The sequence below is a fragment of the Neobacillus jeddahensis genome (genome assembly GCF_000612625.1).
GTDB lineage: Bacteria > Bacillota > Bacilli > Bacillales > Cytobacillaceae > Neobacillus > Neobacillus jeddahensis.
In genome coordinates this window covers 117,119-137,794 of the sequence record NZ_CCAS010000001.1, presented here as the reverse complement: position 1 = coordinate 137,794, position 20,676 = coordinate 117,119, and the positions used below count along the sequence as shown (strand labels likewise).

General features: G+C 40.2%; 17 protein-coding genes and 1 other annotated feature. Of the genes, 3 read left to right on the top strand and 14 right to left on the bottom strand.

Translation table 11 applies throughout. From position 1 onward, the window contains the following. Positions 1–100 precede the first annotated feature (100 nt). Together TY15_RS00575 and TY15_RS00570 are read left to right on the top strand one after the other, a co-directional pair. Positions 101–505: a hypothetical protein gene (locus tag TY15_RS00575; protein WP_052353674.1), complete on the top strand. Its 405-nt coding sequence runs from the start codon at positions 101–103 to the stop codon at positions 503–505. Positions 506–634: 129 nt separating this feature from the next. Continuing rightward, positions 635–1,525 (top strand): alpha/beta hydrolase, encoded by an 891-nt coding sequence (locus TY15_RS00570; protein WP_040209069.1) that lies wholly within the window; start codon positions 635–637, stop codon positions 1,523–1,525. A gap of 217 nt (positions 1,526–1,742) precedes the next feature. Here the strand turns inward: TY15_RS00570 and TY15_RS00565 are convergent, their stop codons facing one another. The 11 genes from TY15_RS00565 to TY15_RS00515 all read right to left on the bottom strand — a co-directional run bounded on the left by TY15_RS00565 (position 1,743) and on the right by TY15_RS00515 (position 13,883). Then, entirely contained in the window at positions 1,743–2,258 is a 516-nt protein-coding gene (locus TY15_RS00565) for a YbaK/EbsC family protein (RefSeq protein WP_040209017.1), read from the bottom strand. 264 nt (positions 2,259–2,522) lie between these two features. Beyond that, positions 2,523–3,242 carry a YebC/PmpR family DNA-binding transcriptional regulator gene (locus TY15_RS00560; RefSeq protein ID WP_040209018.1) on the bottom strand — a complete coding sequence of 240 codons (720 nt, stop codon included), beginning with the start codon at positions 3,240–3,242 and terminating at the stop codon, positions 2,523–2,525. Positions 3,243–3,476: 234 nt separating this feature from the next. Next, on the bottom strand, positions 3,477–3,674 hold the full coding sequence (locus TY15_RS00555; protein ID WP_040209019.1) for a CLC_0170 family protein: 198 nt from the start codon (positions 3,672–3,674) through the stop codon (positions 3,477–3,479). 24 nt (positions 3,675–3,698) lie between these two features. After that, on the bottom strand, positions 3,699–4,913 hold the full coding sequence (locus TY15_RS00550; RefSeq protein WP_040209020.1) for a Ger(x)C family spore germination protein: 1,215 nt from the start codon (positions 4,911–4,913) through the stop codon (positions 3,699–3,701). Next, positions 4,894–6,003: a GerAB/ArcD/ProY family transporter gene (locus tag TY15_RS00545; RefSeq protein ID WP_040209022.1), complete on the bottom strand. Its 1,110-nt coding sequence runs from the start codon at positions 6,001–6,003 to the stop codon at positions 4,894–4,896. Before TY15_RS00545 ends, TY15_RS00550 begins: the two co-directional genes overlap by 20 nt. Continuing rightward, positions 5,951–7,573 (bottom strand): spore germination protein, encoded by a 1,623-nt coding sequence (locus tag TY15_RS00540; RefSeq protein ID WP_042373949.1) that lies wholly within the window; start codon positions 7,571–7,573, stop codon positions 5,951–5,953. Before TY15_RS00540 ends, TY15_RS00545 begins: the two co-directional genes overlap by 53 nt. 240 nt (positions 7,574–7,813) lie before the next feature. Further along, positions 7,814–9,079 (bottom strand): threonine ammonia-lyase IlvA, encoded by a 1,266-nt coding sequence (gene ilvA, locus TY15_RS00535; RefSeq protein WP_040209023.1) that lies wholly within the window; start codon positions 9,077–9,079, stop codon positions 7,814–7,816. A gap of 127 nt (positions 9,080–9,206) precedes the next feature. Beyond that, positions 9,207–9,453 (bottom strand) — a binding site (T-box leader). Positions 9,454–9,645: 192 nt separating this feature from the next. Next, a complete protein-coding gene (locus TY15_RS00530) occupies positions 9,646–10,971 on the bottom strand; it encodes an MDR family MFS transporter (RefSeq protein WP_040209024.1) in 1,326 nt (441 codons plus the stop codon). A gap of 116 nt (positions 10,972–11,087) precedes the next feature. After that, positions 11,088–12,329, bottom strand: a complete 1,242-nt coding sequence (locus TY15_RS00525) for an ATP-binding protein (RefSeq protein ID WP_040209025.1) — start codon at positions 12,327–12,329, stop codon at positions 11,088–11,090. Positions 12,330–12,537: 208 nt separating this feature from the next. Then, entirely contained in the window at positions 12,538–13,413 is an 876-nt protein-coding gene (locus TY15_RS00520) for a proline iminopeptidase-family hydrolase (protein ID WP_040209026.1), read from the bottom strand. 143 nt (positions 13,414–13,556) lie between these two features. Further along, positions 13,557–13,883 carry a hypothetical protein gene (locus TY15_RS00515; RefSeq protein WP_040209028.1) on the bottom strand — a complete coding sequence of 109 codons (327 nt, stop codon included), beginning with the start codon at positions 13,881–13,883 and terminating at the stop codon, positions 13,557–13,559. A 165-nt stretch (positions 13,884–14,048) separates the two neighbouring features. On the opposite strand from TY15_RS00515, the gene TY15_RS00510 reads away from it, so the two are divergent. Further along, complete coding sequence (locus TY15_RS00510) at positions 14,049–16,001, top strand: GTP-binding protein (protein ID WP_040209029.1); 1,953 nt, start codon at positions 14,049–14,051, stop codon at positions 15,999–16,001. Positions 16,002–16,190: 189 nt separating this feature from the next. On the opposite strand, the gene TY15_RS00505 is transcribed toward TY15_RS00510, so the two are convergent. The 3 genes from TY15_RS00505 to TY15_RS00495 form a co-directional block, all read right to left on the bottom strand. Then, complete coding sequence (locus tag TY15_RS00505) at positions 16,191–17,399, bottom strand: MFS transporter (RefSeq protein ID WP_042373932.1); 1,209 nt, start codon at positions 17,397–17,399, stop codon at positions 16,191–16,193. A 166-nt stretch (positions 17,400–17,565) separates the two neighbouring features. Then, positions 17,566–19,302 (bottom strand): ATP-binding protein, encoded by a 1,737-nt coding sequence (locus tag TY15_RS23080; RefSeq protein WP_052353673.1) that lies wholly within the window; start codon positions 19,300–19,302, stop codon positions 17,566–17,568. 126 nt (positions 19,303–19,428) lie between these two features. Next, positions 19,429–20,676 (bottom strand): L-lactate MFS transporter, encoded by a 1,248-nt coding sequence (locus TY15_RS00495; RefSeq protein ID WP_040209031.1) that lies wholly within the window; start codon positions 20,674–20,676, stop codon positions 19,429–19,431.

Genomic DNA, 20,676 nt, shown 5'->3' with positions numbered 1-20,676 from the left:
AATGCAAATGTTTTTCCCTTCCAAAAATTCCTTTTAGTTATATTTTCAATTGGTTCCTCATAATATAGAATGTACGTTCGTATAAAGGAGGACGAGATTGATGGGGAAAAACAAGGAGTCCTTGATCACAGGTGAGATGCTAAACAGATATTACGAACTTAATAAAAAGAAAAAAGAAATCGAGGTAGAAATGAATCAATTAAAGGAAACGTTTCAATCCTATTTTAATCAACAAGTGGGGAGCGATCATAAAGGAGAACTTACGATTAATGGCTACAAGCTCCAACGGCAAATCCGGAAAATGGAAAAATATCAGGAGGAGGAAACCATTAAAAGATTAGAAGATTTACGGATGACTGATCTCATTCAGGTGGTCAAAAAGCCCGATGACGGAAAAATAAAGGCCGCACTTAACCTAGGATTATTACAGCCCAATCAATTAGAAGGCTGCGTTGTGACGACTCTGTCCCCTGCCATATCAGTAAAACCGATAACCCCCAGATAAGCTGAGCAAACCCACATCATTGAAAGAAAAGATGTGGGTTTATTTATTAGATAATAGAGGATTTTCAATATGAATGAAGAAATACATAAATGTAAACGCATTCAATATGATTTGAAAGGAGTCAACGAAATGGCTAGTCAAGAAAGTTTAGTAGTGAGGCAGTTTTTAAAAGCGGGAAAGTCGAACCAAACCGCAGAGGCAAGTATTGAAGCGGCTCGTCAAGGATTAGAAGCCTTATCCACTTTAACCCCAGTCAGTCCAGATATCGACATAGAAAAAACGGTTATCGAAGGAATGAACGCTGAATGGGTTACGGCGCCCAATGCAGTCGAAGGCCGTGTGTTTCTGTATCTTCATGGTGGTGCCTACATTATGGGAAGCTGCAACACCCACCGTTATTTGGCTTCCAAGTTATCCCGCTCAACTGCTGCACGTGTCTTAGTTCCTGAATATCGACTTGCACCTGAAAACCCATATCCAGCAGCAATTGAAGATGCCGTTCGGATTTATCGCTGGTTAATCGCTGCTGGGTATTCATCGGCGAATATTGTGATTGGCGGCGATTCAGCTGGCGGCGGGCTTACGTTAGCTACCCTCCTCTCCTTAAGGGATGAAGGCGAACGGTTACCAGCCTTGGCCGTGCTCTTATCACCATGGACGGATATGGAAGGATCAGGTGAATCGGTGAAAACACGTGCAGAGGCCGATCCATGGCTGTCTCCAGATTCAATGCGGCAAACTCCAAGGTTATATATTCGTGACCTTGATCCGCGTCACCCACTTGTATCACCTATACATGCGGATTTGACTGGATTCCCTCCAATGCTCATTCATGTCGGAAATGATGAAATTCTCTTAGATGATTCCGTTCGTCTAGTAAACCGGGCGCGGGCTGCAGGCGTGGAGGTCAATTTTAAAATTTGGGATGATATGTGGCATGTTTTCCAAACATTCGCAATCCCTGAGGGACAAATGTCGATTGATGAAATTGGTGATTTTGTCGTAAATCGGTTGAAGTAAATTTCTTTTGAAAAATATACTTATTACGAAAAGGGCTTGCTTACAGGCCCTTTCCTTTTTGCTTTGTTAAAGTTATTGATGTTTTTTCGACTTTGTTGCTTGGAGTAGAGGGCACACTGCTACTGCAGGAAAAATAGATAAAGGGAGACTTAGCCGATTTTCAAACGACTAAATTTCCCTTTATCACCGATAGACGGGCGCCTAGCGCGTTTCTTATTTACACTTCAATGTGCTCAACATCTTTTACTGGCTCTTCCTCTTCTTGCCACCCCTTACAAACATCTACCCATTCTTTGGCAAAGGAATAGGTAACTAACTCTTCTTTTGTAAGTTCAATAGCCGAATTCTTGCTACCGCACGCTGGAAAAAGGGTCACGAAGCGTTCCATCGAAACATCCAGAAAAACGGGAAGATCGTTTTTTAAACCAAACGGGCACACACCACCAATAGCATGACCTGTTTGTTCGAGCACTTCATCAGGCGTGAGCATACGTGCTTTGAAACCAAATTTCTGGCGAAACTTCTTATTATCAATTTTTGCATCACCGGCAGCAACAATCAACATAGCCGTTTCCTCAGAACCTCGAAATGATAACGTTTTGGCAATGCGAGCTGGGATCACCCCAATCGTTGCGGCAGCTTCCTCCACCGTAGCACTGGATGTTGCAAATTCCAGAATATCTGTCTCACGATTCCATTGTTTAAAATGAGTTTTTACACTTTCAAATGACACTGGATTCATCCTTTCCCACTATGTATTATTTAGTATAATACCATACGAAATAGTGTAAATGTCAAAAAATACCTTAGAAAGCTAAATAGCCCCAAGTACCACAACACTATCAGATAAAAACAGAAATGCTAGCATTTTGATAGCTTTTCGCTATATAAAAAATATCGCCTGCTAGTTTAGTTAAACAATGTAGATATTTATTCTCTCAATATCCAAGCGGAAATGAAAAAAGCAGACCATTATATTATGGCCTGCTTTCATTCTTTATTCTCCAAGATCTACGTTGTGGTAAACTTGTTGAACGTCTTCTAAATCTTCTAATACATCAATCATCTTTTCAAATTTTGCTAAAGCATCCTCTGAAAGGGTGATTTCATTTTGCGCCAGCATCGTTAATTCGGCAACGGTAAATTCGGTAATCCCAGCTTGCTTGAATGCCTCTTGTACGGCATGGAATTGGTCTGGCTCTGCATAAACAATCACTTGCTCATCTTCATCCAAAATGTCGCGCACATCCACATCTGCTTCCATTAATAGTTCAAGTACTTCATCAGCTGACTTTCCTTCTACACCGATAACAGCGGTTGCATCAAACATATAGGAAACTGAACCGCTAACTCCCATATTTCCACCGTTTTTTCCAAATGCCGCGCGGACATCTGCTGCGGTACGATTGACATTATTGGTTAGTGCATCAACGATGACCATAGACCCATTTGGTCCAAAACCTTCGTAACGAAGTTCCGTATAGCTTTCTTCTGAACCACCTTTTGCCTTTTCAATCGCACGATCAATAATGTGTCTTGGTACATTGTAGGTTTTTGCTCGTTCAAGGACAAATTTCAAGGCCTGATTGGATTCAGGATTCGGATCACCCTGTCTTGCGGCCACGTAAATTTCAACACCGAATTTCGCATAAATACGACTCGTATTGGCATCCTTTGACGCTTTTTTTTCTTTAATATTGTTCCACTTACGTCCCATTGTGAACACTCTCTTTCCGGTTTGAATCTACATAAAATGATAATGTTAAAAAAAGTTCCTTCATTGCTTTCAACCTAATCATTCTATGTTCCTGCCGATTTCTGTTAATAGAGTAACAAAAATAGTTAAAGGTTGCATTTCGCACAGATAATATTATACCTTAAAGTCTTCATTTGTTAAGTGTTTAATGTTTAAAAGCGAGAATTTCCTCTCTTTTCAACCCAAATTGATGTTTTAAAAAAATGTCTGATAGAACCAATTTACCACCAATAGGGATAATCCAATGACAATGTTCATCCAGCCTAAAACTTGGGATACTTTTTGCTCCTTCTTCATATGAGCATTTCTATAGCCTTTTACATCTGATATAAGCAGCAATAAGCCTGCTGAACAAAAAATAGTAATCACATAGCCCAAATAGCCGATATACAAGGATGTCTCATCCTTTCAAAAAAACTATTTTGCCTTCATTCCAACCCGATGAATATGCGTCTCTACTTGTAAATCGAATGTAAGCTGTTGATAGTAGTCCTCCCACTTTTCCTTCGTACCAATTTTTTTATTCCAAAAATGGGGCAGCTTCGCTCTAAAATGCTCTCCAAATCCAAAAACATCTGATTTTACCCGCTGAGTGCGTTTAATAAATTTTTTAGTAGAGGCAACGACATCCTTGGATGCTTGTTTTTCCACTTTTTTTAACAAACTCGAATTTGATACTAGCAGTTTAGGATTTCCCTTTTCATCAATGGTGCTTTCGTAGCTGATTTTGATGGACGCATGCGGTTTCCCATCCTTTAAACTGACTTTAATTTTTGTTCTTCGACTCATGGCTTTCACAACGACGACTTCATTGGTGCCTGGCACCTTTACAAAGGCTCCGTAACCCCCTCTGTGGATTCCTTTAACAGACATAAAGATGCCAATATCGGCTGGATTCGTTTTGCCTACCATTTTATCTCCTTTAAAGTAAGCGAGCCCATTTAGTTCTAGGTTATCTCCTTTTTTGAGACGGAAATAGGGCAAATATGCGTCCTGACCCTTGCTGGATAGGATTGTCCAAAACAGCCCGATAAAACTGGGCGGAAATTTCCCGAGCGCTGTTAAATTATCAACCATGTCCGCTAAATAAAGGGATGGTATTCGTTCAAGCTCTGGTGACACCTTTAAATAGGTGGCTGCCGATTCTTTGGAAACGACCAGTGAAGCCGTTCTGCGTATTTCTGGATTGCGTCTAAGAAAGTCATTGAAGCGCTGCGTCCCTTGTTTTGCCACTTTTTCATTGAGAACGATAATACGTAAATGACCTAAAAATAGTTCATTGGCAACCTCTTGCTGGAGATTGATGATCGCATCTTCAATGGTATGTCCGACAACCTGGACAACCAAGACGGGCTTCTCTTTCCCTCCTGTTTGTTCAGGGCCAAGCGGAATCCGGCCGGGGATCGCAATTTGAGCAGTGAGCTTAAAGATTTCATTATTCGTTATCGAAAAATCCCTTAAATGAGCGATTTCATCTTCCGATTTCTCTTCTTGTTTATCTGCTACATCAATTCCAATCGCCAAAACATTGGCTCGTTCATCAATTTCTTGACTATCCCAACAACTTGATAGGATTGGTAGAAGAAGAACGGACAACAGAAACAACTGGACATTACGATTTTTGTACAACACTTCTTTTCTTCCTCCAACCTTTAAAAACATCAATTAGTAATAATAAGCCCGGATATAGAAATGTAATTACCAAACCTGCGCGGCCTATGTCTTGAATAACCTTATACATTTGGACGATATTTTGCGGAAGCATCGCGAAAATAAACACGAATGGCAAAATAAAATAGGTTAGCATTTTATGATCCTTTAAATTGCATAATTCTTTAATCGAATGAATGGTTAAATAATAGCTGGAAAATAAGGTGGTAAATACCGCCGTCACCCAAACAGCTAAGAAGATGACATCCAATCTCTGCAGAATATTTCCAGGCAGTGAAGTTGTTCGAGCCAATTCTAATGTCGGCCAAAAAATTTGTTTAATCTCTTCTGAACCGAAAACAGATACAGTAGCAATGACAATTAATAGATATAAACCACCGGAAACAAATATTCCCCAAAAACTAGCCTTTAACGCTTTTGCTGGCTTTTTCATCGATGGAATAATTAAGGTGATGATAAATGCACCTTGAAACAAAGCGGAAATGGTCAACGTTCCAGCTGCCATATCTTGAAAATTGTTTCCAATAATGGGACGTAAATATAATAGGTTTGAATTCTTTAATGAAAATGCCACAATAATTAAACCTGGTGCTAATATAATAGGGACGTAAAAATTATGAATGTATGAAAACACATTGATGTTATTCCGACAACTAATACAGGCTAGTAAAAGCATGACTAGAACCGTTACCTCCAAGGGAGTTTCCCGTAATACAGCTGATACTACCACTTCACCAAATTCACGAGCCGCAAGTCCTGTGAGAATATAAAAAAAGACGATCACAAATATGCTGCAGAATCTTCCGAGCCACTTGCCGATAATATCATGACTATACGTAATGATCGTTTTTTGGGGATGACGCATTCCTAAATATGTGAGGATAAATAATCCCGTAGCCGCTAACAGAATCCCTAATAATGTGACGAGCGGCGCCCCTGTCTCGCCAGCACGGACTGCAAACAGCGGCAAGGGAAGAACGCCGACACCAATAATCGTACTAATAATGATCGTTGTTGCCTGGAGTGTCGTAATTTCCTTCGGATCCCCCATTACTCTTCTCCTCCCTTTGATCGTTGCCAACCTTGTTGTGTTTTAAGACGGTATTATCATTTTTCTTAAGTCTGTTTTGGTTCTGTGGATGTAAAAATCCAGGTCGTTTCGGCATCCACCATAACGGACTGCGAAAGACAACGTCCTTCATCCCTTGATAGTTCTCTGGTGAAATGGGTGACATATAAGGAACACCGAAAGATTTTAACGAAAGCATATGATTAAAAATAAAAATCACGCCAATCACCACTCCATATAAACCAAAAATACCCGCTAAGATCATAATAGGAAACCTAAGCATCCTAAGGGCAAATGCGGCGCTATAAGCGGGAGTTGCGAACGAACCAATCGTCGTAATCGCAATGACCACCACGGTAATCGGACTTGATAAGCCTGCTTCTACAGCAGCTTGCCCAATCACTAAAACACCCACAATGGACAAGGCACCACCCACTTGCTTTGGAAGGCGGACCGTCGCCTCCCGTAAAACCTCCATAGCCACTTCAATAAGAAGAACTTCGACAACAGCAGGATATGGCACCCCAGCTCGTCCCCCAGCTACGGCAACAGCAAATTCAGTCGGAAGCAACTCGGGATTAAAAGAGATAAACGAAACATAAAGGGACGGAAATATAAGAGAAAATACAAGTGCCACAATACGGGCCATCCGAACAAAACTACCCATCAAGAACCTGGACGAATAATCTTCTGTTGTTTGGTAAAATTGGTTAAATACAACTGGGACCAACAATGCAAAAGGTGAACCATCCACCAGAATGGCTACTCTTCCCTCGATTAAATTGGCGACAGTTCGATCAGGTCGTTCCGTACTTTGTGTCTGCGGAAACGGTGAAAACGGATTATCCTCAATAAATTGTTCTAAATATCCCACGTCCAATATAGCGTCAATGTCAATTTCTGATAATCGTTTTTCTACTTCCTTGATGACCGTCTCACTGGCAATTCCTTTTAAATAGCAGTAGGCCACGGTTGATTTAGTCAAGCGGCCAATCTTCATCGTTTTCACTTGAAAATCAGCTGTAGGAAGTCGATACCTTAATAAAGCAATGTTCGTAGCGATATTTTCAATAAAGCCTTCCCTTGGTCCCAAAATGACTTGTTCTGTCTCAGGCTGTGCAATGGACCGCTTTTCGACATCTTTCGTTTCAATTTGAATCGCTTCTTTAAGCCCCTCGATGAAAATCACGGTCTTACCGAGTAACAGCGCTTCAATGAGAAGATCTATCCTCTTCTCTGTACCTGCTTGACTATGATAGAGCGCTTCATTCATGATGATATCCATTAAAAGCGTGAGCGGCTTTTCTCTCCCAATTAAATGTTCAGGGACATACATTAATGGTTTTAATATTTCTTTATTCATAACTTCTTGATTCACTAAATCAGAAAAACAGAAAATGGCCGCATGATATTGTCCAAAGATTTTAAAATGTTTCATGCTAAGATCATCATTTTCACCTAAAATGGCCTTAATTGATTCCTCTGTATCTTTTAGTGAACCGGTTATATATTTACGATCTTGTACTTCTAGATCTTTGGAAGGACTGGTCATAGGATACCTTTTCCTTCCACTATGTTTATAGTTTGCTTTTCGAAACACCACGCATCATCACCACCCATTTAATAACTTTTACCAAATTTTATTAACTATTCCTTCATTTACACATGATGAAATGGTCAGAAAATAAAAAGAGGCTGGATCAAAAGGTCAATCCAACGACCGTTTGATCCAGCCCAAACGTTATTATGAACGTATAGTTGCAACATTTATTTTTTTCTAGATACATGAATGTTAGACTAGCATTTGAAACAATGTACTATCATTATTCACTTCCCGATAAATAAACCCCTTCGTCTTGATTCGTTCAATTAATGGAAGATAATCTTCTCTATCCTTCAATTCAATTCCAACCAATGCCGGACCTGTTTCGCGGTTATTCTTTTTCGTATATTCAAAGTGACTAATGTCATCATTGGGTCCTAGGACATCGAACAAAAATTCACGCAATGCTCCGGGGCGCTGTGGAAATTGGACAATAAAATAATGCTGTAAGCCCTCATATAGCTTGGAACGCTCTTTGATTTCCTGCATCCTTCCGATATCATTGTTGCCTCCACTTACGATACAAACGACTGTTTTTCCCTTAATTTCGTCTGCATATGTATCTAGCGCTGCAACGGACAAGGCTCCTGTCGGTTCGACAACAATAGCATTTTCGTTATATAAAGATAATAAAGTCGTGCAGACCTTTCCTTCAGGCACCACAATAATATCATCGACGATTTCTTTACAAATGGTAAAGGTTTTTGAACCTACTGTTTTTACTGCAGCTCCATCAACAAATGGATCAATTTTTTTAAGAGATGTAACTTCTCCTTTTAAGAACGATTCCTTCATGCCAGGAGCTCCTTGAGGTTCAACACCAATTAATTGCGTTGTCGGTGAATAATGCTTTAAATAGGTGCCAACCCCAGCGAGCAAACCGCCACCGCCAATGGCTGCGAATAGATAATCCATTTTCTCCGGACAATCATTGAGCAGTTCAACCGCCACCGTACCTTGACCGGCGATGACATCATAATCATCAAAGGGATGAATAAAGGTGCGCTTCTCAGCTTGGCTGCACTCCATTGCCTTTTCATAAGCATCGTCAAAGGTGTCACCTACTAACACGATTTCGACACTGTCCTTGCCCCAGAATTTCACCTGGTTCACTTTTTGTTTAGGGGTTGTACTGGGCATATAAATCTTTCCGTTAATCTTCAATAGGTGACACGAGTATGCAACGCCCTGCGCGTGATTCCCTGCACTTGCACAAATAATTCCGTTAATGGTTTCTTCGTTACTTAGCTTTTTAATGCGGTTATACGCACCGCGAATCTTAAAGGAACGGACGCTTTGCATATCTTCACGTTTTAAGTAAACATGGCAGTCATACCGTTCTGATAATAAGTGATTGTATTGTAGAGGTGTTGGCGAAATGACGTCCTTTATGGTGTGACTTGCAATAATAATATCCTCCACATTAAATGCTTTTTTATCGACTTGTTGACTCATATTCATGTTCCTCCTCGGTTTTCCTTTACTATTCATTTCACTTATTTTACCCATCACTTCACCAGCATTTCGTTCACTTGATGCGTGTTCATATGCTATAAACACACCAAAAAACTCGCCCCATGGTTATAGGGACGAGTTAACTCGCGATACCACCCTACTTCCGCAACAGTCTACCCTATTGCGGCTCTCGATCAACATACAGTGTCATTGTACGTGTTCCATGTTAACGGTGGACGTTCCGGTACAGCTTACTCAATCATTCAGCTCTACATCTCAGAGATGATCTTCAGATAGTTTTGTCATCGACTCCCACCAACCGTCGACTCTCTGCAAAACAAATTCTATCCTACTCTTCTCGTCATCAATTCATATCCAATTTTAACTAAGGGTACCACCGAAAAAATAACCTGTCAATATTTTTAGACTATTTTAACTATTTTGTTAATTATAAAGCGCTTTCATTCGGTGCCTGACACCATACTTCCTAAACAAAAAGAGTTCGCCTCACTTGGGCGAACTCTTTTTGTAACTAGTTTACATAATTTGATTATTGTTATTTCTTTTTAATTAGTGCTTACAGCAGACGTCTTTGCAGGAATGAAAAAGCTCAGTATAACCGTAACGATGCTCAGACAAAGGGCATACAAGAACACGTTTTTCATGCCAATCGCAATATTTGCAGCCTGATTAATGAGCAATCCCATTATAGTTACCCCGATGGAAGTCCCGATATTTCGAAGGAAGATTTGAAGCGACGTGGACATTCCTTTAATATCCGCTTCGGCAAATTCTTGTGAAGCGATCGTACCTACAGCAAATAATAACCCGAAGGCTACCCCTTGAAAAACTAGAATCAAGAATAATCCAAGATAAGAGATATCATTGATAAAAATATAAAGTAGAAGTCCTGAAATAGCGGTAACGAAGCTGCCGATGATAAATAAGGATTTATAGCCAAATCGAATAATCCAGTTCCCTGCTGGCGTACTTCCAAACATCCACCCCATCGCAATACTTAATAAAATGAGCCCGCTTTTATAGATACTCATATGATTGCCTTCTTGTAAAAATAACGGAATAAAGTTCGATGTTCCAAAAAAGGACAGACAATAGATGAGCATAAAGAGGTTAGTCATCAGGATCCCTTTATTTTTAAATAGAGATACAGGGAGAAACGGTTGTGCTTCTTTTCGTTCAACAAGAGCAAACACGATCAATCCTAACACAGCCATTACTAGGTACCAAAAGGGCTGGCTCACATTGGTAGACAGTAATAATAGTGTAATTGAAATTCCAAATAAGAAAAATCCTTTATAGTCAATATGGGTCTTTTTAAATTGGGTGCTTTCCTGATAAGGAATTAAACAGAGAACTGTTGCAATCCCGATTGGTATATTAATAAAGAAGATCCATCTCCATGTTAAGGCTTCTACAAAGAATGATCCTAATATGGGACCGACAATCGAGGAAATGGCCCATATACTACTAAAAACGGCTTGGATTTTACCACGTCTCTCAATCGTAAACAAATCACCAACGATAATCATCGAAAGTGGAACCATCCCGCCAGCGCCCAAGCCTTGAATCCCTCTAAAAACGATCAGCATCACCATCGAATTAGCGATTCCACACAAAATGGAGCCGACGGTAAATAAGCCCACTGAGACCATTAACAATCTTTTTCTTCCATACATATCTGACAACTTGCCATAAAGCGGAACCGTTACCGTACTTGCTAACATATATACGACAAAGATCCAGGCAAACAGCTCCATTCCCCCAAGTTGTTTCACTATAGTTGGGCTTGCAGTTTGCATTATATTGGCATCGAGGGCGGAGATTAGGGTTGTGATGACTAGTCCCCAAAAGACATATCTATTCCTTTTCATAAAATCCTCCTTAGAGTAAATCTTTGATGAATCCACCTATTTTTAACAATTCGTTTTTGCACGCGTCTCCTATTATAGCAAATTATGTATACATTCCCTATTAAAATTCCAACTCTTCATACCACGAACTGTTCTTTCTTTAATAACGGCTGGGTAATCGTCGGAAGGGTGAGTTCAATAGTTGTTCCTTCATTCACCTTACTTTTAATATCGATTTCCCCATTATGACTTTCAATGATCCGAAAGCAGGTCATCAGTCCGAGCCCGGTCCCCTTTTCTTTCGTTGTATAAAACGGCTCACCGAGTGTCAAAATCCGTTCTTCCGGTATTCCGACCCCTTGGTCAACAATTTTAATCGAGATTTTCCCTTCCTCTTTCGTCCACACCTTCACCTGGATATGGCCGCCATCTGGCATCGATTCAATGGCATTCTTAAGAAGATTTAGAAACACTTGCTTCAGTTGGTTTTCCTCACAGCTTATCTCTGGCAAATCCTCTTCAAAATCAACAAAAATCTCTACATTGGTCATAATCGATTGCGTGCCAATCAATGTCACGACATCCTTAATTAACACACGGACATCCTGCTCGACATAAACAGCTACGGACGGTTTGGCAAGAACGAGAAATTCTCCCACGATCGTATTAATCCGATCAAGCTCCGATAAAACTATATCAAAGTATTCGTCCTTTTGTTGATTTGCCTTAAACAACTGAATGAAGCCCTTAATGGAAGTAAGCGGATTGCGGATCTCATGGGCGATGCCTGCTGCCATTTGACCCAATAACGCTAACTTTTCAGATTTTAAGAGGAGCCGTTCTGTCTGTTCTTTTCGATCAGTCACATCCTTACCAATCGAAAGGATGGCCTCTTTTCCGCCAAAAACAATAGACAAAGAGGACACTTCAAAAAAAAACTTTGATCCATCCAACCGTTTTGCTTTATATTCAATGGCGTTGATCGGACGTTTCACTTTATTAAGCTGCTTAAATCGTTCCAGTAATCGCGCTTCGTACTCGGGTACAATAAATTCAAAAATTTGCTTGCCGAAAAGATCCTCTTTATTAATTGCGCCAATCATTTGCGCTGCTGCATTATTCACATATAGGAATCGATGATTATGGGTAATATAAACAGGTTCCGGCAGCGAATCTAACAATCGCTTATAACTCTCTTCACTTTCACGTGCTTTTTTTTCAAAAAAGCGGGCCTTATCGTATTGCCAGCCGACAAACCAGGCAATGATGGTAAATATAAAAAAGTCTAGCGTAAAAAAAGTGTGACCGTCAGCAACTTTTTGGTAACTAGTAAATCCGATTGATAGGAGCACCAGAAAAATTTGACCTAATCTTTTCATGTTTAATTCCTCTTTACTTGATATTTATATTCAATTATTCTTTCGACATTTTCCTCCATTTTCCTTTAAGATTCTTAGCTGTCACAACATTTTTATATGTTAGATCAGTAAATCAAAGCGATTTCTTCAGCAAAATACTCCTCGATCGCTTTTCGACAGAAAAAGAGCTCTCCACTATGTGAAGAACTCCTGTCTTTTTGTGATTAAATTATAGCTTCTCAACACTGGAAAGGAAATGCCCGATAACCGTTAAATATTCGTCCGTCTCTTCAATATAGGGCATATGAGCGCTGTTCTCAAAGACATGAAAGGATGAACCTGGTGTCAAACGGCTATAGTACTCCGTTGTATCTGGGGTCGCCTCATCAAAACGCCCACACGTATATAAGGTAGGGCAAGTAAGTTCCTTTAATTGTGGTGTACAATCGAATTCCCTTAGGTTTCCAAGGACGGTAAATTCTGATGGGCCCCACATGATCTGATAGATTTCAGCATTTCGATAGTCAGCTGGTTTTTGTTCTAACCATTCTGGTTTATCCTCCAGTCTGTTAACAAAGTGTTTACTAAATACCTCAATCGCGGCAGCAAATTCTGCTGAATCCGTTGTTCCCTGTTCTTCACAGCGTTTGATCGTTTCCTGGATATCTGCTGGCAACATCTGAAGGTTTTTCTTTTGGTCTTGTTCCCATAGGGGTGCACTTAAGCAAGGACTTGAAAATATGATACTTTTTACACCGCTTGGCTTAGTTAAGTAATAAGCAGCAGCTAGCGTCGTTCCCCAGGAATGACCTAGAATATGTACTTCATCAATGTTTAGTGCTTGTCGAATTTGACCTAATTCCTCTAAAAATCGGTCAATATGCCAAAGCTTTGTATCTGTAGGTCGATCAGATCTTCCACAACCCAATTGATCATATAAAATCACAGGGCGATCCGGTGCCAAGGCTTTAAGAACTTGTAGTGAGTAGCACGATGAACCAGGGCCACCATGTAAAATAATCAGTGGTATCCCTTTAGACTGTAAACCATATGTATGAACCCAAACCCTTCCCCCTGTAACCTCAATGTATCCTTCTTTCTCCATTGATAACTCCCCCTATAAAAGCATAGTACAACTGAGCTTTCCTTACTTCATTTTACTAGATAATATCAATGAAAAACATCCATAAATGAAAAAGAACTCGAACGAACCAAATAAATTGGTTTCATTCGAGTTCATGTTATCGGTCATATTTTAATATGTGATTTCAACAAATCCTCATCATCCGTTGCTTCAAATACCTGATAAAATTGACAAGACGGTTTTTCAGTAGTAATCGCTTTTAGAGCAACTTCCAATTTAGGGAATAACACCTGATGGGCCTTTTCTGCTTCTTCCTTTGTATCCCAATAATTCAATGCTCTGTACTCACCAGAAGGGTCATTAAAAAAGTACACACTCCCTCGAAAGCCCACTAATTTTCGACTGACTTGATCAAGCTCTTTTGTTAGGCGCTCTGCCTCATGCCGTTGACCAGCTCCTAATTTATACTGTACAACCCGCGCATAATACAAGTTTTCTCCTCCTAAGCCCTCGATAATATTTGGTTTACATCTATATTATGATATTCACATAGAAATGATGAACAACTCAAAAATGAAAGTGGCCAAATGAAGTTTTGGTATGGAGTTTTTGCTATACTATTAGTATAGATTTAAAGAGAACGTTGAGGTGGCAACATGAAAAAAACAATCGGGCTGTTTGCACATGTGGATGCAGGAAAAACCACATTGGCAGAACAACTGCTGTACCATACCAACACCATTAGACAAAGAGGCCGGGTCGACCACCAGGATACCTTTCTAGATACACATGACATCGAAAAGCAAAGGGGTATTACTGTATTCGCTGGCCAAGCCATGTTCGACTATAATGAGTCAAGCTACTATATGATCGATACTCCAGGACACGTCGATTTTTCCCCAGAGATGGAACGTGCAATTCAAGTGATGGATTATGCTGTTGTCATTATTAGTGCGGTCGAAGGAATGGAAGGACATACGGAAACGGTATGGAGGCTTTTGCAGCAGCATAAAGTCCCCACCTTTTTCTTTATTAATAAAATTGATCGGGTTGGGGCTGATCCTGAGAAAGTACTAAATGAGATTCGCGTCCACTTAACCGAGGATGTCTGCGATCTTACTAACACTTTGTTCAATTGGGAGATGAGTGAAGAGCTGATCGAATGTATCGCTGAACGAAATGAATTACTTTTAGAGACCTATATGAACGAAGGATATCAGGCGGAATTATGGCTAGAAGCACTGAAAAACCTATTCCGAGAAAATCAACTTTTCCCTTGTGTTTCCGGATCAGCTTTACAAGATATTGGGGTCGACCATTTTCTTGAAAAATTAGACCTGTTAACCACCACAAGCTATGACAACCGCTCTCCTTTTTCAGGTCGTGTTTATAAGATACATTTTGACGAAAAAGGGACAAAAATGACGTTTATTAAAGCCTTAAGTGGGACCTTAAAGGTTCGTGATGAAATTCGTTACAATCATGGGGAACAGGCACTTTCTGAAAAAGTCACCCAAATCCGGTTATGTAATGGGACTAAGGTTACACCTGTTGATCATGTTTCAGCGGGCGATATTTTTGCAGTTACTGGATTATCTTCCACAGCCGCAGGAGATGGCATTGGGACTTTAACAGATAAAGCTCAATACGAAATGGTCTCTGCCCTAAAATCACGAGTGATTTTTGATTCAGCTATCAACATAAAAGAGGCGTTACACGATTTTATGATCCTAGACGCAGAGGACCCTGCATTGAACGTTACGTGGGAAGAACGATCACAAGAAATCCATATCCACGTGATGGGAACGATCCAACTTGAAGTGGTCAAACAAATCGTTAAAGAAAGGTTTAATCTTGATATCACTTTTGGTGATCCGGAAATTTTATATAAGGAAACCATTGGCTCTGAGATATTAGGGTATGGACATTTTGAACCATTAATGCACTATGCAGAGGTGCACCTAAAGCTTCAGCCAGCCGCTCGAAATAGTGGCATTTCATTCGAAAGTGTGTGTCATACTGATCATTTGCCGATTGGGACACAGAATGTCATTCGGACTCATCTTTTTGAACGGGATCATCACGGAATCCTGACTGGCTCCCATCTCACCGATGTGCATATCACCTTAGTCACAGGTCGAGCCCATAACAAACATACGTCCGGCGGTGATTTTAGACAGGCTTCCTACCGGGCGTTAAGGCAAGGTTTAGAAAAAGCGACGAACATCCTGCTCGAGCCGTTTTATGACTTTAATATAATAATAGACCTAGAACAGATGGGAAAAATCTTGACCGATATCCAACAGGCACACGGCAGCTTCGACACGCCTATTACTGAAGGGAACAAAGCTATCCTTACTGGAAAAGTGCCCGTGGCAACCTTCATGAACTATGGACCTGAATTTGCCTCAATTACCCAGGGGAAAGGGATCCTGACTCTGGTGTTCGGCGGTTATTATCCTTGTCACAATCAAAAAGAGGTTATTGAAAAAATCAACTACAATAAAGAGGCCGATCCAGACTATAGTTCAGCTTCTATTTTTTGTTCCAAGGGTCAAGGTTATTCCGTTCCTTGGAATGAAGCGGAAGCAAAAATGCATTGTCTATAAGGAAATACTAATAGGGGCTTTCAAACACCCATTGAAAAAACCATCCAAATCAATGGATGGTTTTTGTAAATTAGGTAAAAGCGAGAACAAGGTGTGGCACGAAAAGCTCTTCCAAGAACGATATCCCTCAGGCGTTAAAGTAATCGAAATAGTAATTCTAATCCTCAACAATCAAATCGATCTGACTTTTTACTTCCCATGAACGGCCTTTCGTTTTACCCGGTTATTAAGATCCCCGGCGTTCCAGTAGGCTGTTCCCATCGCCACTAATAGCAAAAGGCCCGTGACCACAAATACGCTATGAACGGGAAAAATTCCTCCAATGAATCCCCCAATCATCGGACCGGTCATGCCGCCTAATTGATTTGCCGTTTGGCTCAAGCTAAAGGCCCTGCCGCGGAAATCATCCGGGGTAGACTTGACGATAAGACCGTTTAAAGCTGGATAAACGGCACAGAAAAAGATCCCGTAAACAAAACGGATCATCGAAAATCCCCAAATTTGGGTGAAGAGAATTTGAGCTAATGTGCCCAAACCACCGCCAAGTAACCCGATAAATAACACACGTTGAAAGCCAACCTTATCGGCCCATTTCCCCCAAACGGGAGCAAACAGAGCACTCGCGATGCCTGGTAAGGAAAAGACAATCCCAGCAAGTAACGATGCCTTGTCAGAGGAACCTCCCAATTTCACAATGTATAAGGGCAAAACAGGTTCAATGGTCATAACAGAACAACTTGTGACGAGTGTAAGAAGGAGGACAAGCATTAAGGGGCGGTTGTTTAAAGCCATTATAAAATCCTTTTTTACAGAGCCCTTTTCTTTACTTGGCTTAAAATTTTCTTCTTTTACCCAGAAAATAATCAACAGTGTTGACAAGCAAACGATCAGCCCAGCACTTGCAAAAGCCCAGCGATTCCCCACTAGGTCCGCTATGCCTCCGCCTAACAGCGGTCCAATAATTCCTCCTGAAGCCGAAGCAGTCGAAATCATGGAAAGAGCATAGCCAACTTGATTACTTGGCGTATTCGTGCCAATTAAGGCGATTGCTCCCGGAATGAAGCCACTTAATAACCCCTGTAGGAGTCGTAGGGCTAATATCTGGTACGGATTTTGCACAAATGCCATCAATGTATAGATGACAAACAAAGCAAAACCGGCCCGAATGATCATCGGCTTCCGCCCGTATTGATCGGCCATCCTCCCCCAGAACGGTGACGCTATCGCCCCTGCGAAAAAGGCCGCACTAAAAAGTAAGCCTGACCACATTTCTGTGTGTTCGTGTACTCCAATTTGGAGCAGAAATATCGGTAAAAACGGAATGACCATGGAAAAACTAGCTGCTGTAAAAAAGACCCCAATCCAAAGGACCCACAAATTACGTTTCCACCTTAGCATGCTACTCCATCTCCCCAATTGTAAAAAAGTATGTATTTATTTTGATATTGTCATAGTATCATAAATGCTCTTTACTTTCATTCCCGAAATTTCCGGTTTCTGAAATATAAATAATCCGAAAATGGAAAAATCCCAAGTGTGGCTACACTTAGGACTCTACTGCATATTATTTTATAGTGGATAATGGCAAAGTAACCGTGAAGGTAGTGCCAATCCCTTGTTGACTGTTTACGTCAATGGACCCTTGATGATTTTCAATAATTTTATAGCAAACCATTAATCCCAAGCCTGTTCCTTTTTCCTTTGTGGTATAAAAAGGTTCGCCAATTTTGGTCAATATCTCTTTCGACATACCCTCACCATGGTCGATAATATCGACTTGCACGTAGTCATTATGTTCCCTAACATGAATCAATATTTTTCCTTGATCCATCACTTCAATCGCATTTTTGATAAGATTTATGAAGACCTGCCTGATTTTTGTTTCTTCACAATAAATATTTAGCTCATTTTTTTTGGAAATGAGTTCGATTTCAATACTCTTCATTATCGCCTGTGTATCTAATAACGTTTTTACCTTTTGAATGATTTCGATAATATTTGCAGTCTTATAGTTGTCAGAATGTGGTTTTGCGAGCATCAATAGTTCGCTTGATATTTGTTCAATTCTGATAATCTCATCATTTATGATATTTAAATATTCCTTATTCCCGTCATCAATCCGGTCCAGCAACTGAATGAAACCTTTAATTGCGGTTAGAGGATTTCGTACTTCATGAGCAATCCCCGCGGCTAATTCACCGGCGATACTTAATTTTTCCGTACGGATCATAAGTTTTTCATTTAGCTTTTGTTGAGTAAGATCAATGAGGACATGTAATATAGCGTCATCACCTTTATTACATAATGGAATGGATTTAATTTCAAAATAGCGAGAGTCAGAATTCCCTGGTAAAAAAACGTATTCACTTAACCCATTTACAGAATTCCTGGGTAGTGACGCAAATAAATTCGTAAAATGATTACCTACTATACTCGCACCAAGTAATTTTTCTTTCCCTCTCCGATTCACATAAATAATATGATCTTCCTTTGTAATCAGGATAGTGATGGGAATTTCGTCGATCAATGCTCGGTAAAATTTCTCACTCTCCTCAATAACAGCTTTTTTCATTTTAATAAAATCATTTTCTTCTTGTAATAATTTATTTTTTTCGTGTAATTGTTTATTTTCCTCATCAATCTTTTCCAGTCTTTTTAGCTCTTCACCTGAAGGAATCGATAGATTTCTACTATTATAAAATGGGGATACTCTTACCTCATTATCTGTCATTAAATAATGATGGACCTTTAGCATTTCATTCTGAATATAAGATGGAATGGTTAAACCATTATACGTACAAACTGATATCATTTTATGCTGACCAACGAACTTGTTAACCTCACATTCATATACTCTTAGTTTCGACAACAACGAATCATTCTCAGGAAGTGAAACTTGTCCCCAAGTACGTATAAATACACCTTGGCTAAGATATGGCTGTAATATTTCGTTAAGTTTTCGTAGGCTTGCTTCAATATCGAAGCCATAAGTGGATAAATAAAATTGATCATTATCCAAAAAGATAATAGACTCTAGATGGTGCTTGTTATACCCTTTTGCAAGTAGCAGGACAGTTATTTCCTTATAAATATCAATCTTGTCTACCAATAAGATCATGTGGCCTTTAACGAATCCCTCGCAAATGTAATTTGCAGCATTTTGAATATATTTTTCTCTTTCATAGAATGTATACATAATATGGATGCCATTTTTCAGAAGGATACTATTGTTGGTAATCTTTGAAATAATGCTTGGTTCAATACCCTCTCCTTGCTGCTCTAAACCTGTTGACGATTTCAATCCTATGGCCTCCCCTAATTCTCTTTTCTCTATTATAAAACAAATTGAGAAAAAAATAGTGGCATTAAAAAGGAAAAAGGCAGCCTCCAGCCTAAATGGGTACGCTGCCTTTCGTTCACTACAGGCTTAACTGGCTTTTGTTCGAGGTGTCATCGAGCGAATGTCTTTGCTGTTTCTTCTTTCCTTCGTTCTTGACGGCCCCTGTCCTGGTGCCTTAATCGTCATCGCAATCAGTAAGGACACGATGCTGAGTACAGCAATCAACTTAAAGGTAGGAACAAATCCACCTAAGGATGAAGCAATAAAGGAACCTGAAATAGCGCCAAAACCGAAACCTTGATAGATAATCCCATAGTTTTTACTCTGATTTTTCAACCCGAAGAAATCAGCCACTATTGCAGGGAAAATGGTAATATTCCCACCGAAGCAAAAGGCAATTCCAGCCACACAGGCAAAGAACAAACCGTAATTCAAGTCAATAAAGCTTAAGACCGTCACTGCTATAGCTGTGACAAGGAGTGCACCTGCGACCACTCTTAATCGGCCCACTTTATCAGATAATGCTCCGAGGATAATTCGTCCACTAGTGTTAAAGATGGCAACCAACGCGACGGCGTTACTGGCAGTAGCAATATCAAGTCCAACCATTCTTACCCCAATATCCTTGACGACGCCAATCAAATATAAACCGCTCATGCAAGCCGTAAACATAATGACAAACAAGAGGTAAGCTTCCTTCGTTTTCAACATTTCTTTTATCGTAAAATCCTTCTGCTGCATTCCATTAACAGTTTGTGTAGTTTTACTCAATGTTGCTTCCCTCACAAGGAATGAACCGCCCACAACCATCACCATCACGATGATACCCCAGAAAAGAAATGCCTGCGTCACACCAACCGATTGGATGAGTGAACCATTAATGTACTTAAATAGTAAACTTCCTGTTCCGTACGCACCAACGGAGATACCAGAAATAAGTCCTTTCCTCTCCGGAAACCACTTAATAAGATTTGATAAAGAAGTAATGTAAGCCGTACCATCTGCGGCCCCAACAACGATACCAGCCAAAAGGTAGAGCATCCACAGTGAGGATACCTGAGAACTAAGGATTAACCCTGCACCTAACACAATCCCGGCACAGCCAATCAATCGACGCAGTCCCCATTTATCTTGCAGCTTGCCTGCGAACAATGTCGAGAAGGCTAAGGCGAAGCTGGTAATGGAAAACGTAAGTGCCACTGAATTTAACTTCCAATCAAATAGTTCAACTAACGGTTGGTTAAAAAGACTCCATGTATAGATGGTCCCTAATCCCATCTGTACGATAATCGTCCCCAACACGATCAACCATCGACGTTCTATATTTGTTTTCAT